Source organism: Halomonas sp. 18071143 (assembly GCF_019211725.1).
GTDB lineage: Bacteria > Pseudomonadota > Gammaproteobacteria > Pseudomonadales > Halomonadaceae > Vreelandella > Vreelandella stevensii.
Genome location: NZ_CP078120.1, coordinates 2,207,334 through 2,220,905, shown reverse-complemented (window position 1 = coordinate 2,220,905; position 13,572 = coordinate 2,207,334). Strand labels below are relative to the sequence as shown.

Annotated in this window: 14 protein-coding genes and 2 riboswitches; of the genes, 11 read left to right on the top strand and 3 right to left on the bottom strand. The window is 65.5% G+C overall.

The window, feature by feature from the left end:
- The first annotated feature begins 12 nt into the window (after positions 1–12).
- The 11 genes from cobT (at position 13) to KVY02_RS10365 (ending at position 10,387) form a co-directional block, all read left to right on the top strand.
- On the top strand, positions 13–1,104 hold the full coding sequence (gene cobT / locus KVY02_RS10415) for a nicotinate-nucleotide--dimethylbenzimidazole phosphoribosyltransferase (RefSeq protein ID WP_218313492.1): 1,092 nt from the start codon (positions 13–15) through the stop codon (positions 1,102–1,104).
- Positions 1,101–2,093, top strand: coding sequence for an adenosylcobinamide-phosphate synthase CbiB (cbiB, locus tag KVY02_RS10410; protein ID WP_218313491.1), 993 nt, complete (start codon positions 1,101–1,103; stop codon positions 2,091–2,093). The genes cobT and cbiB overlap by 4 nt, the downstream gene beginning before the upstream one ends.
- Complete coding sequence (gene cobD, locus KVY02_RS10405) at positions 2,093–3,205, top strand: threonine-phosphate decarboxylase CobD (protein ID WP_081135027.1); 1,113 nt, start codon at positions 2,093–2,095, stop codon at positions 3,203–3,205. The genes cbiB and cobD overlap by 1 nt, the downstream gene beginning before the upstream one ends.
- Entirely contained in the window at positions 3,189–3,737 is a 549-nt protein-coding gene (locus KVY02_RS10400; RefSeq protein WP_081135024.1) for a bifunctional adenosylcobinamide kinase/adenosylcobinamide-phosphate guanylyltransferase, read from the top strand. Before cobD ends, KVY02_RS10400 begins: the two co-directional genes overlap by 17 nt.
- Positions 3,734–4,495 carry an adenosylcobinamide-GDP ribazoletransferase gene (gene cobS / locus KVY02_RS10395; protein ID WP_081135151.1) on the top strand — a complete coding sequence of 254 codons (762 nt, stop codon included), beginning with the start codon at positions 3,734–3,736 and terminating at the stop codon, positions 4,493–4,495. The genes KVY02_RS10400 and cobS overlap by 4 nt, the downstream gene beginning before the upstream one ends.
- On the top strand, positions 4,447–5,100 hold the full coding sequence (locus KVY02_RS10390; RefSeq protein WP_170919403.1) for a histidine phosphatase family protein: 654 nt from the start codon (positions 4,447–4,449) through the stop codon (positions 5,098–5,100). The genes cobS and KVY02_RS10390 overlap by 49 nt, the downstream gene beginning before the upstream one ends.
- Positions 5,052–5,489 (top strand): bifunctional adenosylcobinamide kinase/adenosylcobinamide-phosphate guanylyltransferase, encoded by a 438-nt coding sequence (locus KVY02_RS10385; protein ID WP_039179601.1) that lies wholly within the window; start codon positions 5,052–5,054, stop codon positions 5,487–5,489. The genes KVY02_RS10390 and KVY02_RS10385 overlap by 49 nt, the downstream gene beginning before the upstream one ends.
- A gap of 73 nt (positions 5,490–5,562) precedes the next feature.
- Positions 5,563–5,800, top strand: a riboswitch (cobalamin riboswitch).
- Between the two features lie 142 nt (positions 5,801–5,942).
- Complete coding sequence (locus tag KVY02_RS10380) at positions 5,943–7,748, top strand: TonB-dependent receptor domain-containing protein (protein ID WP_218313490.1); 1,806 nt, start codon at positions 5,943–5,945, stop codon at positions 7,746–7,748.
- A 40-nt stretch (positions 7,749–7,788) separates the two neighbouring features.
- A complete protein-coding gene (locus tag KVY02_RS10375; protein WP_218315080.1) occupies positions 7,789–8,646 on the top strand; it encodes a cobalamin-binding protein in 858 nt (285 codons plus the stop codon).
- The gene (locus KVY02_RS10370; protein ID WP_144983049.1) at positions 8,646–9,617 is read left to right on the top strand and encodes a FecCD family ABC transporter permease; all 972 of its coding nucleotides are present in this window, start codon (positions 8,646–8,648) and stop codon (positions 9,615–9,617) included. Before KVY02_RS10375 ends, KVY02_RS10370 begins: the two co-directional genes overlap by 1 nt.
- Complete coding sequence (locus KVY02_RS10365) at positions 9,617–10,387, top strand: ABC transporter ATP-binding protein (RefSeq protein WP_016914181.1); 771 nt, start codon at positions 9,617–9,619, stop codon at positions 10,385–10,387. Before KVY02_RS10370 ends, KVY02_RS10365 begins: the two co-directional genes overlap by 1 nt.
- Here KVY02_RS10365 and KVY02_RS10360 read toward each other — a convergent pair.
- From KVY02_RS10360 to KVY02_RS10350, 3 genes are read right to left on the bottom strand one after another with little or no spacing between them, the layout of a single operon-like run.
- Positions 10,384–11,151: an ABC transporter ATP-binding protein gene (locus KVY02_RS10360; RefSeq protein ID WP_016914180.1), complete on the bottom strand. Its 768-nt coding sequence runs from the start codon at positions 11,149–11,151 to the stop codon at positions 10,384–10,386. The two genes, KVY02_RS10365 and KVY02_RS10360, sit on opposite strands and share 4 nt — an antisense overlap.
- Positions 11,151–12,215, bottom strand: coding sequence for a FecCD family ABC transporter permease (locus tag KVY02_RS10355; protein WP_218313489.1), 1,065 nt, complete (start codon positions 12,213–12,215; stop codon positions 11,151–11,153). Before KVY02_RS10355 ends, KVY02_RS10360 begins: the two co-directional genes overlap by 1 nt.
- Positions 12,212–13,210 (bottom strand): ABC transporter substrate-binding protein, encoded by a 999-nt coding sequence (locus KVY02_RS10350; RefSeq protein ID WP_237718588.1) that lies wholly within the window; start codon positions 13,208–13,210, stop codon positions 12,212–12,214. The genes KVY02_RS10355 and KVY02_RS10350 overlap by 4 nt, the downstream gene beginning before the upstream one ends.
- Before the next feature lie 80 nt (positions 13,211–13,290).
- A riboswitch (cobalamin riboswitch) is annotated at positions 13,291–13,483 on the bottom strand.
- Positions 13,484–13,572: the final 89 nt, after the last annotated feature.

The following is a 13,572-nucleotide window of genomic DNA, read 5'->3' as shown; positions in this document are numbered from 1 at the left end:
ACTGGAGCTGCCATGCCTCCCTGCGCGTCCTCTGCTGCCGCTTCTGAGTCCCTTGCCGCTTACCCCTGGCTGCCCGACATCGGCCCCGTCGATGCCGCCGCCGCTGAGCGCACCCGTGCCTACCTTGACACTTTGACCAAGCCGCCTGGCAGCCTGGGCAGGCTCGAAGCGCTGGCGATTCAGCTCAGCGCCATCACGGGCAGCGCACGCCCTCGGGTGGATAGCCCCGCCGTGGTGGTGTTTGCCGCCGACCACGGCGTGGCCGCTGAAGGCGTGTCGGCGTTTCCCCAGGAGGTGACCGCGCAGATGGTCGCCAACTTCGTTCAGCAGGGCGCGGCCATCAACGTGTTTGCCCGCCAGCTGGGCGCTCGGGTGGACGTGGTGGATGTCGGGGTGGCGTCGCCGCGACCGCTGCCGGGAGCCACCGATGCCCGCGTGCGTTCGGGCACGGCCAACATGCTGCACCACGACGCCATGCCGCTGGACGACGCGCGCCAGGCCATGCAGGTCGGCATGGCAGCGGTCGAGCGGGCCGTACAGGCGGGGGCCAATGGGCTCATCGTGGGCGAAATGGGCATCGCCAACACCACCGCCAGCAGCGCCATGCTGGCGGCCTTGCTAGGGGTGCCTGCCGCCCAAGTGGTGGGGGCGGGCACCGGCATCGACAGCACCCAGCAGGCCCACAAGGCGGCGGTCATCGAACGGGCGCTGGCCAATCGCCAAGCGAATCCTGACGACCCGCTGGAGGTGTTGTGCAAGCTGGGTGGTCTGGAAATCGCCGCCATGGCGGGCGCGTACCTGGCGGCGGCGGCCTACCGCCTGCCCGCGGTGGTGGATGGCTTCATTGCCACGGTGGCGGCCCTGACCGCCTGCCGCATGGCCCCGGCACTGCGCGACTACCTGGTGTTTGGCCACCGTTCGGCGGAGTCGGGCCACGCCCTGGCGCTGGAAGCCCTGGCGGCGCAGCCGCTGCTGGCCCTGGAAATGCGCCTGGGCGAGGGCAGTGGGGCGGCGCTGGCTTACCCGCTGCTACAGGCTGCTGCCGCCATGCTCAGTGACATGGCCACGTTCTCCCAAGCGGGGGTGAGTGGCAAGGCACCATGAGCCTCGACTTGCTGAGCCTGCCCGCTCTGGCCGGATGGGTCGCGCTGGCCATCGTCATCGATTTGATCGTGGGGGACCCGCGCACGCTGCCCCACCCGGTGGTGATCATCGGCAAGGCGATTAGCGCTTTGGAGCACCGCTGGAACCACGGCAGCCCCCAGCGGCGGCGCCTGTTGGGCGGGTGCCTTACCCTGGTGGTGGTGCTGGGCACCTTTTCGGTGGCCTGGCTGGGGCTTGCGCTGTTGTCGTGGGTGCACCCCTGGCTGGGGCTGGCCGCCGAGCTGTGGCTGCTGGCCACCACGCTGGCCATCAAGGGGCTGGCGGATGCCGGGCGGGCCATTGCCGCCCCGTTGCGGCAGGGCGATTTGCCCGGCGCGCGGCAGGCGCTGTCCAGAGTGGTGGGGCGTGATACTCAGGCTCTGGATGAAGCCGAGATTACCCGGGGCGCGGTGGAAACCGTGGCGGAGAACACCGTCGATGGCATTACCTCGCCGCTGCTGTTTGCGCTGCTGGGGGGCGCGCCGCTGGCGCTGGCCTACAAGGCCGTCAATACGCTGGACTCCATGGTGGGCTACCGGAACGAACGCTACGGCGACTTCGGCTACGCCTCGGCCAGGCTGGACGACCTGGCCAACTGGCTGCCTGCCCGGCTGACCGCCCTGTGCCTGTGGCTGGCGGGCGTGCTGTATGGGGTGTTTCACCGCTCACCTCTGCGCTGGCGAGGCGCCCTGGCGGCCACCTGGCGCGAGGCACCCCGCCACCCAAGCCCCAACGCGGGCTGGCCCGAGGCGATGGTGGCGAATTTGCTGGGCGTCCAGTTGGGCGGCACCAACGTCTACCAGGGGCAAGTATCGCACCGGGCCACGCTGGGCACGGCCCATGATTTACTGCAAGCCAGCCACATCACTACCACGATTTGGCTGATGCACGGGGCCTGGTTGATGTTCTTCCTGCTGCTGTGCCTCGTGATGGCTACGGTGGCCTGGTGATGCGCGACCAGCCCGGCAACCTTCCTCTCGACCATTGGCCAAGCCACGGTGGCCAGGCCGCCGCGCTGCTGCAGCGCTTTGGCCTGCCTGCCGACCATCCGCTGGAAGATATCAGCGCCAACCTGAACCCGCTGGGCCCGCCCGACTGGGTAACCGGCTACCTGGCCCAGCGCCTGGCTGGGCTGGGCCGCTACCCCGAACCGGACTACCGCGCCGCCAGACAGGCGATTGCCGAACACGCAGGCGTGGAGCCGGGGCAGGTACTGCTCACCAATGGCGGCGCGGAAGCCATCTTTCTGGCGGCGGCGCACCACGCTGGCCAGCAGGCGCTGATCGTCACCCCCACCTTTGGCGAGTACGCCCGGGCCTGCAACGCCCACGGTGTGCGCATCAGCGAGCTTGGCCTGTTGCCGGGCACCTTCGACCCGCCCGCGGCCGCGTTGCTGCAGGCGGCGGCCAGCGCTGATGTTGTATTCGTTTGCCGCCCCAACAACCCCACCGGCACGCTGCTGCCCGTGGCGCTTATCGAGGCGCTGCTGGACGCCTTGAAACCGGGGGCCTCGCTGGTGGTGGATGAAGCCTTCATCGACCTGGCGTTGGAGGCTGCACCGCTGACCCCGCTGCTCCAACGCTACCCGGCGTTGATCCTGCTGCGCTCCATGACCAAATTCTTTACCCTGCCGGGCCTGCGGCTGGGCTACGTGCTGGCCGATGAGGGGCATATCGCTCAGCTTCAGGCGCAGCAACCGCCCTGGAGCGTCAATCATCTGGCTGCCGATCTGGTGCCGCCGCTGCTGGCGGATGAGGGCTTTGCTCGGCGTACCCACCAGTGGTTGGCCCGTGAGCAGCCGCGCATGGGCGCTGCCCTGGCCGCGCTGGGGCTGGAGGTGGTGCCCAGCCACAGCTGCTTTCATCTGGTGCGGCCTGGGGCCGCTCAGCGGCAACGGGGCATTTCCAGTATCGTGCTGCTTGAACGCCTGCTTCACCAAGGTATGCTGGCGCGACATACCCATGGTTTTGCTGGCCTGAAGGGTGGTTGGCTAAGGCTGGCACTGCGCGATGGTGTGACCAATGATCGGTTGTTAAAGGTGCTGAATGATTGTCTTTGTTAGTGGAGGGGCTCGGTCGGGCAAGAGCCTGGTGGCGGAGCAGTGTGTTCAGCAGTACGCCGACGGCAAGACGTGTTACTACGTGGCCACCGCCGACATCTACGACAGCGAAATGGCCGAACGGGTAGGCCATCACCAGGCCCGCCGCGCCAACCACTGGGTCACCCTGGAAGCTCCGCTCAACATCGAGCAGGCCGTGGCCCAGGTGCCCAACGGCCATGCCGCCCTGTTGGACTGTCTGACCCTCTGGGCCAGCCAGGTGATGTTCAATACCCAGGAGGACGCCGCCCCGGTCAGTGAAACGGAAGCCTTTGCACTGTTGGTGCGTGCGCTTCACGATGCCCGCCGCCGGGGGGTGACGCTGGTGGTGGTCTCCAACGATCTCAACGAAGCGCCCCTGCCTGCCTCGGCAGAGGTGTGGCGCTACGTTGAATTCCTGCAAAGGTTGCACCGCTGGCTGGCGGCTCAGGCCGACCGGGTGGTGGAGGTGGTGGCCGGGCAGTCCATCGAATGGAAGGCGGCTGGCGCACCATGAAAAATGCCCTGTACGGCATGCTGCTGGCGCTGCAGTTTCTGACGCGCCTGCCGATCCCCGTTGCCTGCCCCTGGACACCGGCCACCCGGCGCTGGGCCATTCGCGCCTACCCGCTGGTGGGCCTGATGGTGGGAGCGCTGCTGGCCTGTGTCGCCCTGCTGTTGGGCCAGTGGCAAACCCCATCGCCCATCACGGCGCTGGTGCTGCTTAGCCTGTGGGTGGCCATTTCCGGTGGCCTGCACCTGGATGGCGTGATGGACCTGGCCGATGCGCTGGGCAGCAACCAGCCCGTGGCCCGCCGATGGGAGATCATGAAAGACCCGGTGGTGGGCAGCTTTGGCATGCTGGCGCTAGTGTTTCTGCTGGCCTGGAAAGGGGTGCTGCTATGGGCGCTGGTGCACTATCAGGCGCCGCTTGGCTGGCTGGTGGTGGCCCCCGCGCTGGGTCGGCTGGCGGGGGTGGCCCTGCTGGTGTTGACGCCCTGTGCCCAGCCCAGCGGCCTGGCCTTTAGCTGGCAGCAGTCGCTGGGCCGAAGAGACGTGGTGCTGGCCCTGCTGCCGCTGCTGCTGGGGGCACTGTTCATGCCGGGGCTGTGGGTCTGGCTGGTGGCCACGGCCTTGTGGGTCGTGCTGGTGCGTCAGGCGCTGCTGCGCTTATTTCACGGCATCAACGGTGACATGGTGGGTGCCACTATCGAAGGAGGAGAGCTTTGGCTACTGGTCTTGATGTGGAGCTGGTGGCAGTTCGCCACGGTATAACGTCCTGGAATCTGGAGCGTCGGTACCAGGGGCAGCGCGATATCCCGCTGCTGTTCCCGGACGCGGAAGCGGGCCTGCTGGCCCTGCGTGACGCTTTGGCAAGCGAGCGTTTCGATGCCATTCATGCCAGTGACCTGGGCCGCTGCCAGGAAACCCTGGCGTGGTCACAGGCGGCCAAGCCCGGCATGCCGGTGTACCGGGAGCCGCGCTTGCGAGAGCTGGATTTTGGCGAGTACGAAGGAAAGGTTTACGATGAACTCAAGGAGCTGCCGCACTACCGCGCCTGGATAGACAGCGCGGGCGAGCTGCAGATACCCGGCGGTGAGTCGTCTGGCCAGTTGCGTGAGCGCCTCGATGCCTGGCTGGAAGAGGTGGCGCAACAGGCGCGCGAACAGGGCCATCGCAAGGTGCTGGTGGTGACCCACGGCGGGGTGATTCGTGAGCTGCGCCGCCGGTTCGAAACGCTGGATTTCTGGGCGGGCATCGTCCATCAGGCCCAGGGCCGTCGCTGGCAGCTGACCTATCAGCCCAACGATGCAGGCAAAGGAGAGTGGCAATGCAACTGTTCATCGGCGGTGCCAGCGCAGGCAAGCGAGACGCAGTAAAACAGCGCTTTCCCGGCGCGGTGTGGTGGCGCCTGGCGCCGGGCCAGCGCTTGCAGGAAGTGTCCCACGTCATGCACCCCGGCACTCCGCTGGTGCTGCATGGCCTGTTCGAATGGCTCTCGGCGGCCATTCACTCCGACTTCAGCAGCGACGAATGGCGCGCCCACTGGCGCGAAGATCTGCAGCGCCTGGACGAGGCAGCGGCAGGCCAGCACGCCACCCTGGTGGTGATTGCCAACGAGCTGGGCCGAGGCCTGGTGCCCATGGCCCGGGACCAGCGCCGCCTGAGGGACCTCAGCGGTTGGTTCACCCAGGACGCCGCCGCCCAGGCAAGCCAGGTGTGGTACGTGCGCCATGGGCTCGTGCAAGCGCTGAAAAGCACGGCATAAAGCACGCCATAAAGTCCGACTTAGTGCAGCACGCCCCGCCTGGCCAAAATTGACCTGATTAGCGCAAGTTGCTAGTTTACGCGCACTCTTAGGTGCTGATGGCGACCCTTCGCCCTCAGTTAAACGGGAAGTTGGTGAACGCAACTGCGTCAATCCAACGCTGCCCCCGCAACGGTGATCGAGACAAGAACGGCCAGGACGCCACTGTGCTCAGGCATGGGAAGGTGGTCGCTCGGAAAGGGTCGGCGCTTGAAAAAAGCGCCTCCTTTCGCTCGTCAGCCCGGAGACCGGCCCAGGAGTGACGGCTGAAAAGCCACGGATTACCGGCATGCGGTGGGCATGTGCAGGGTGTAGGGTGGGCTGCCAACGCAGCTTGCCTGCCTTGCGTGTGCGCCTGCACCGGCCACTAAAAAACACGCTGTGCGGGTGAGCACAGTGCGCAAGGGATCCATCATGCAACGTTTATCTTCTACCGCCACGCTGGCGGCATTTGCCATGGCCGCCGTGCCCATGGCCGTTCATGCGCAGGCGCAGCAGCAGGCCTCGGCCAGTCACGATACGCTCAATCCTGTCGTCGTGACGGCGGCGCTGGCACCGCGTACCGCCAACGAAAGTCTCTCTTCGGTCACCGTTCTGGATGAAGCGACGCTTCGCCGCCAGGACCCGGTGAGCATTACGGACCTGCTGCGCGGCCAGCCGGGCGTGGACGTTTCCAGCAACGGCAGCTTCGGCAAGAACAGCAGCGTCTTTCTGCGCGGCACCGGCAGCGCCCAGAACGTGCTGCTGATCGACGGCATTCGCTTACGTTCGGCCACCAGCGGCGGCGCGGCCTGGCAGTACCTGGAACCACGCATGTTCGACCGCGTCGAAGTCGTGCGCGGCCCCCGTGGCAGCCTCTACGGGGCCGATGCCATGGGCGGCGTCATTCAACTGTTTACCCCCGAAGGGCGTGAGGAAGGCCCGCAGCCGCGTATTTCCGCAGGCGGTGGCTCGTTCAACACCCAGCGGCTCAGCGCAGGTATCAGCGGCCGAGAAGGCGGCACCCGCTACAGCTTTGCCGGTAGCCACTTCACCACCGATGGCCAACCCGTGCGCCGCGATGGCGACGACAAGGGGTACGACAACACATCGGCGCTGGCGCGGGTATCGCACACCTTTGATAACGGTGCCGAAGCGGGCGTGCTGGCCCTGCGTGCCCGTGGCCACAACGAATACGACGGCGGCGAGAACGACTTCGTGCAGCAGGTGGCCGGGGTATATGGCGAGCTGCCGCTGACAGACAGCTGGCGTAGCCGCCTGACGCTCAGCGAATCCCGCGATGAAAGCGATAATTTCGATGGCTTCAGCGAGTCTGCCTTTAATACCAGGATCCGTGCTGCCCGCTGGGAAAACACCTTCACCGCAGGGGCCCATGAGCTGGTGGCCGGGGCCGAGTACAGCGAAGACCGGGTAGACAGCACCACCGCCTACGATGAAACCAGCCGCAGCAATGCCGCCGTGTTCACCCAGGCCCTGCTGGACTTCTCCCCGCTGCTGGTACAGGCGAGCCTGCGCTTCGACGACAACCAGGCTTACGGCGAGGAAGTGACCGGCAGCCTGGGGCTGGGCTACCAGCTGGACGACTACCACACCCTGCGCGCCAGCTACGGCACGGCGTTCAATGCGCCCACCTACAACCAGCTCTACTTCCCTGGCTTCGGCAATCCCGATCTGGAAGCGGAAACGTCACATACCGTCGAGGCTGGGCTACGCGGCCAGTATGCCCAGTGGTTCTGGGATGCGGCGCTGTACCAGACCGACATCGACAACCTGATTGCGGGGCAGGGGCTGCAGTTCAACGTGCCGGAAAGCCGTATTCGGGGAGCCGAGCTGAGCGCTGGGCTCGAACTCGACGCCTGGACGCTGGCGGCGGCGCTCACCTACACCGACCCGGAGAATCGCCTGACCGGCATGCGCCTGCAAAACCGCGCTTCCCAAAGCCTGCGTCTGGACATCGACCGTGAGCTGGGCGAGTGGTCGGTGGGCGGCTCCTGGCTGGCCCAGAACCACCGCTTCCGGGATGCCGCCAATCAGGACCGCCTGAGTGGCTACGGCCTGGTGAACCTGCGCGCCGGTTGGCAGTTTGCGCCGCTGTGGAGCGCCCGGGTGACGTTGGAGAACGTGCTGGACCAGGAGTACACCACCACGCGCTCCTTCGACGGTGCCGACTACATCAACGCTGGCCGGGCAGGGTTCCTGAGTGTTCACTTTGGCCAATGACACACTGACACGCGGGGCCCTGGGCCTCGCGTTTTCGTTCATGGCGGCCGCCGCCCAGGGGTATGACCATTCGCGCTGCGCGGTGGATGATCGCGACCGGGAGGTGTGCCTGCACGCCTCCGCCAACCGTATCGCCGCGCTCTCGCCCGGTGCCACCGAGCTGGTCTACGCCGCCGGGGCGGGGGAGAAGGTGGTGGCGGTGGTCAGCTACAGCGACTACCCCCCGGAAGCCAAACAGGTGGCCTCGGTAGGCAGCCACACGCGCATCGACCTGGAAGCGCTGGTGGGGCTAGCGCCGGACCTGGTCATCGGCTGGGTGACCGGCAACCCCGCCGAGCAGATGGAGACCCTGGAAGCGCTGGGCATGCCGGTGTTCTACATCGAGCCGCGCAGCGTGGAAGCGGTCGCCCACACCATCGAACGACTCGCCCGGCTGGCCGGAACCGAGCCAATAGGGCGGCAGGCGGCCAGCGAGTTCCGAGACGGCATGGCCGCGCTCACCGTGCGCTATAGCGAACGCGACCCGGTACCCACTTTCTACCAGGTATGGGACGAACCGCTGATGAGCGTCAGTGACGAACATCTGATTGGCCAGGTGGTGACCCTGTGCGGCGGCGAGAACGTGTTTGGCGAGCTGGAACGGCTGGTGCCAAGGCTGGATGACGAAGCCGTGCTGGCCGCCAACCCGGAAGCCATCATCGCGGGCGGCATGGGCGAAGAGAACCGCCACTGGCTGACCCACTGGGAGCAATACCCTCACCTCGATGCGGTGGCCAAGGAGAACCTCTACTTCGTACCGCCTTCACTGATCCAGCGGCCCACCCCGCGGCTGCTGGAAGGCGCACAGCTGCTGTGCGAAAAACTCGACCAGGCGCGCCAGAAGCGCGAGGACGCCTGATGCCGCTGCGCCGCTGGACACCCCTTGGCCTGCTGGCCCTGATGGCCGTGGCGGCGCTGCTGTTTTCGCTGACGGTGGGCAGCGCCTCGCTTTCCATGGCTCAGCTCTGGGGCGTGGTTCAGGGGCAGGGCGATACGCTGGCGCGCACCCTGGTGGTGGAACTGCGCCTGCCAAGGGCGCTCTCGGCCTTTGCGGTGGGCGGGCTGCTGGCCGTGGCCGGGGCGCTGATGCAGGTGCTGCTGCGTAACCCGCTGGCCGACCCCTACGTGCTTGGGCTTTCCGGCGGCGCCTCGATTGGTGCCTTGGCGGCCATGTTGGCGGGCCTGGGCGGCCTGTTGGTCTCCGGTTCTGCATTCGTGGGGGCGCTGGTATCGACGCTGCTGGTGTTTGGCCTGGCCCATGGCCGGGGCGGCTGGACTCCTTCCCGGCTGCTGCTGACCGGCGTGGTGGTGGCCGCCGGATGGGGCGCGGTGATTACCCTGATGCTGGCGCTGAGCCCCGCCGAGCGGCTGCCCGGCATGCTCTACTGGCTGATGGGCGACCTTTCCTACTCCCGCACCCCCTGGCCGCCGCTGCTCCTGCTGCTGATGACCTGCCTGGTGCTGGTGCCGCTGGGGCGCAGCCTGAACGTACTGGCCCGAGGCCCCCAGCAGGCGGCTGCGCTGGGGGTCGATGTGCGCCCGCTGGAGTGGAGCATCTACATCGCCGCCAGCCTGCTCACGGCCGCCGCCGTGACCAGCGCGGGCAGCATCGGCTTCGTGGGGCTGATCGTGCCGCACATGCTGCGCCTGGTGCTGGGCAACGACCAGCGGCTGATTCTGCCCGCCTGCGCCCTGGCCGGGGGCACGCTGCTGGTGCTGGCCGACACCCTGGCCCGCACCTTGATTGCCCCGGAACAGCTGCCCGTGGGGGTAATCACCGCGCTGTTGGGCGTGCCCACGTTCCTCTTTCTGCTCTACCGGAGCCGCTGATGACCCGCTTGGCCACCCAGGAGTTGATCATCGACGTGCCGGGGCGCCGTTCAGGCACCGCGCTGAACCTCACCATCGAGCCGGGGCAGGTATGGGGCGTGCTGGGCCCCAACGGCGCGGGCAAGACCACGCTGCTGCACACTTTGGCCGGGCTTCACGCCCCCCGCTCGGGGCAGGTGCTGCTGGGCGACACGCCGCTTGGCCAGCTACGCAGGCGACAAGTGGCCCAGCGGTTGGGGCTGGTGTTTCAGGAGCGGCTGGACGGCTTTCCCGCCACGGTACTGGAGACCGCGCTGATAGGCCGCCACCCCTACCTTTCCCTGTGGCAGCGGGAAGGCGCCGACGACTACGCCCGTGCCGAGGCCGCGCTGGCAGCGCTGGACGTGGCCCACCTGCGCGACCGCCTGGTGAATACGCTCTCCGGCGGCGAACGCCAGCGGGTGGCCGTGGCCACGGTACTGACCCAGGCCCCCAGCCTCTGGCTGGCCGACGAGCCCACCAATCATCTGGATTTGCACCATCAAAGTGCGGTGATGGCGCTGATGGCCGAACAGGCCGCCCAGGGCAGCGCGGTGATGATGTGCCTGCACGACCTCAACCTGGCCGCCCGCTGGTGCGACCACATTTTGCTGCTATACCCCAGCGGCGAAGCCTGCTGGGGCCCCCGGGACACCATGCTGGTGCCCAGCGCCCTGGAGCGGCTCTACCGCCAGCGGCTGGCCACGGTAGTGGTGGACGGCGCGCCGGTGTTCGTGCCTATCAGTGGCTAGGCAGTCGTGCTCCTGAATCGCATGATCTGTCGGCCATCCGAGGGGTCTTCGATGAGATGCGCGTGTACGCCAAAGGTGTGGTGCAGCCTGCTCGGGGTCAGCACCTCATGAGGAGCGCCGCTATCGATCAGGCGGCCACCCTCCATGACGCCGATGCGATCACACTCCATGGCTTGGTTGAGGTCGTGTAGTGAGATGATGACCGTGATCGGTAGCCCTCGAACCAGTTGCAGTATCGATAGCTGGTGACGAATATCGAGATGATTAGTGGGCTCATCCAGTAGCAGTATTCTGGGCTGTTGAGCCAGCGCTCTTGCAATATGGATGCGCTGTCGCTCGCCACCCGAGAGGGTATGCCAAAGCCGATCGCCCATATGGGCCATGTCCACATCGAACAACGCTTTAGCCACGATGTGATCGTCTTCCATGGACCATGGACGCAGCGCCGAGAGAAACGGCGTGCGTCCCAGTGAAACCACCTGGCGTGCGGTGATCCGGTCAGTGGTTTCCGCCTGCTGTTCTACCAGCGCAATGGACTGGGCAATGGCACGCTGCCTGAGGGAGTGCATGGGCTGGCTGTCGAGCAATACCCTCCCGGACCTGGGTTTATTCAGGCCCGCTAGCAGACGCAGCAGGGAGGTTTTTCCCGAGCCGTTCGGGCCCACCAGGCCAAAGGTTTGGCTTGGTTCCACGGTGAGGTTGATGTCCCTCAGCAGCGGTGTACCATGCACCGCCCAATCTAGCCGTTCGGCCATCAAGCGCATCAGTACCTCCTGCCGCGAATGAGGATAAGTGCAAATGCCGGGGCGCCCATCAGCGAGGTAATCACGCCTATAGGTAGCACTTGGCCGGGTATCAGAATGCGCGATAGAATATCCGAGCCAATCAAAAATACTGCGCCCGCAAGCGCCGTGGCGGGTACCAAGCGGGTGTGTTGGCTACCCACAATAAAGCGCATGGCATGGGGAATCACCAAGCCGACAAAGCCAATCGCCCCCACAATAGATACCATCACCGCCGTCACCAGCGCCATGGCAATGATCAGCATCCCGCGCACCGGGCGCACCGCGATGCCCATGGAGGCGGCGCTGTCGGCACCAAAGGTAAACGCATCCAATGAGCGGCGGTGCCACAGGCAAACCAGCAGCCCAAAAAGGGCGGCTGGCACAGCCAGTGTCGCATCGGCCCAGCGAACTCCAGAGAGATTGCCCATTAGCCAGAACATGATGCCCCTTGCCTGCTCGGCACTTGCCGATTTGGTGATGATGAAGGCCGTCAATGCATTGAAGAGTTGCGAACCGGCGATGCCCGCCAGAATGATGGCACCCGCTGCCTGGACGCCACGTCCGCCACCCACGCCGCTGTTGGCTGCGTGGGCAAGCAGGACCACGATGCCAAAGGCGAGCAGGGCGCCGGTAAAGGCCCCCAGAGAGAGCGAAAGCACCCCGGCGCCCAATCCAGCCACTGCCACGGCAACCGCGCCGGTAGAGGCGCCAGCGGAAATACCCATCAGGTAAGGGTCGGCCAGGGGGTTGCGCAGCAAGGCCTGCAATACCACCCCCGCCAAGGCCAGGCTGGTGCCACAGCAGGCGGCCACGACGGCGCGGCTAAGACGATAATTCCAGATAATGCCCTCATCGATCCGGTCGACTGCGTAATCAGCCCCCAACAGCTGGTTGGCGAGTACTTTCAGGATGGTATCCACTGGAATGGCGGTTTCGCCGATGGCTGTGCCCGCGATCAGAGCCGTCACAAGCACGAGCGGGGTTATCCATAGCCAGCGCACCTCGAAACCCGCCGTCGATAGCCGCGTTAACGCGATGCTCATTCGTCAAATGCCATCGTCGCCAGCGCCTCGGCCAGAGTTTCAAGGCCGTAAATAGTGCGCATCGTGGCGCTCATGGCATGGGCATCCATCTCTACGATGCGATTATTCTGGACCGCGTTCATCTCACGGGTGACCGGGTCACGACGCAGAAACTCACGCTTGGCTTCAATATCGTCGGCAGGAAAGCGACGGCGATCCATTCGAGCGATCACGAGCACATCGGGATCCGCTCTGGCGATACTCTCCCAACCGACAGTGGGCCACTCCTCATCGGACTCGATCACATTGTGAATACCAAGCTTGTCCATCATATAGCCCGGTGCGCCGAGCTGGCCCGCCACGAAGGGGCTAACCCCCAGGTCTGTCGATGAAAACCAGAATGCCGCCGACAGGTCTTCCGGTAGGTCAAGGCTGCTCGCCAGCTCAATTGCACGCGCTTCGCGGTCAATAAGATCGGCTACCAAGGTTTCTCCAGCGTCTTGCACATCATAAATTTGGGCTAGCTCGGTAATGCCTTTATAGATTGAATCCGTCGAGAAGGCGGCGGTGCGGGTACCATCACCGCCGGTGGAGTTATCCTTGGTGTCGCAATCGGCGGGCATGACATAGGTGTCAATACCCAGCTCATGAAACTGCTCACGGGTAGCGACACTGCCGGTGGGGCCTACGTGCCACTCATACTGCGCTACCACCAGCTCAGGCCGTTTATTGACCACGGCCTCAAAGCTCGGGTCGTCGTTGGCGATCCGCTCGATCCCTTCATTGACCTCAGAAAACTGTGGCAACACCGGATTAAACCAAACCGACGTGCCATTCACTCGGTCAGCGAGCCCCAGCGAATAGAGGATCTCCGTGGCTGATTGGCCCACGGTCACCGTTTGCTCCGGGGCCGACGCTACACTGATCTCTACGCCGCAGTTGGTCAGCGTCAGCGGATAGTCGGTGGCGGCGTGTGCCACCTGAACGAGGCCGATGGCGCCTGCGGCCATGGCCATGGTCAATCTCAACATCATGTACCCTTCCGTGCATGATGAGCTCAGCCCTGGCCGTGACCTGCTGGCCAGACTGCTTTGCTCGAGGTAAGTAGTGGATCGGCAGTTCTCCTGACTGACGGGTCATGGCTAGCTCGCCTTCCCAGACGTGATGTCCAGTGGCATCGATGAGCGTCGCTCGCCGCCTACAGTTGCGGGGGCAGTTCCGTTTCGTGGCACGCCACGGCGGATTCTCTATTAAGTTCCGTTGGGAACACCGACGCTGGCCATTCTAGGGGGCGGGTAGGTGGCGAACAACTGAAAGGCCAGAAGCCTGTGCTGCCTGTGCTGGATTGATATGTTATATCATAATGTTTTTGAGCGTG

Bases quoted from the DNA above. Each gene is read 5' to 3' on its own strand.
- KVY02_RS10360 (WP_016914180.1), bottom strand. From the start codon at position 11,151: ATGCGCTTGATGGCCGAACGGCTAGATTGGGCGGTGCATGGTACACCG.
- KVY02_RS10385 (WP_039179601.1), top strand. From the start codon at position 5,052: ATGCAACTGTTCATCGGCGGTGCCAGCGCAGGCAAGCGAGACGCAGTA.
- KVY02_RS10350 (WP_237718588.1), bottom strand. From the start codon at position 13,210: ATGGCCATGGCCGCAGGCGCCATCGGCCTCGTTCAGGTGGCACACGCC.
- cbiB (WP_218313491.1), top strand. From the start codon at position 1,101: ATGAGCCTCGACTTGCTGAGCCTGCCCGCTCTGGCCGGATGGGTCGCG.
- cobT (WP_218313492.1), top strand. From the start codon at position 13: ATGCCTCCCTGCGCGTCCTCTGCTGCCGCTTCTGAGTCCCTTGCCGCT.
- KVY02_RS10375 (WP_218315080.1), top strand. From the start codon at position 7,789: ATGGCGGCCGCCGCCCAGGGGTATGACCATTCGCGCTGCGCGGTGGAT.
- cobS (WP_081135151.1), top strand. From the start codon at position 3,734: ATGAAAAATGCCCTGTACGGCATGCTGCTGGCGCTGCAGTTTCTGACG.
- KVY02_RS10400 (WP_081135024.1), top strand. From the start codon at position 3,189: ATGATTGTCTTTGTTAGTGGAGGGGCTCGGTCGGGCAAGAGCCTGGTG.
- KVY02_RS10370 (WP_144983049.1), top strand. From the start codon at position 8,646: ATGCCGCTGCGCCGCTGGACACCCCTTGGCCTGCTGGCCCTGATGGCC.
- KVY02_RS10380 (WP_218313490.1), top strand. From the start codon at position 5,943: ATGCAACGTTTATCTTCTACCGCCACGCTGGCGGCATTTGCCATGGCC.
- cobD (WP_081135027.1), top strand. From the start codon at position 2,093: ATGCGCGACCAGCCCGGCAACCTTCCTCTCGACCATTGGCCAAGCCAC.
- KVY02_RS10355 (WP_218313489.1), bottom strand. From the start codon at position 12,215: ATGAGCATCGCGTTAACGCGGCTATCGACGGCGGGTTTCGAGGTGCGC.
- KVY02_RS10365 (WP_016914181.1), top strand. From the start codon at position 9,617: ATGACCCGCTTGGCCACCCAGGAGTTGATCATCGACGTGCCGGGGCGC.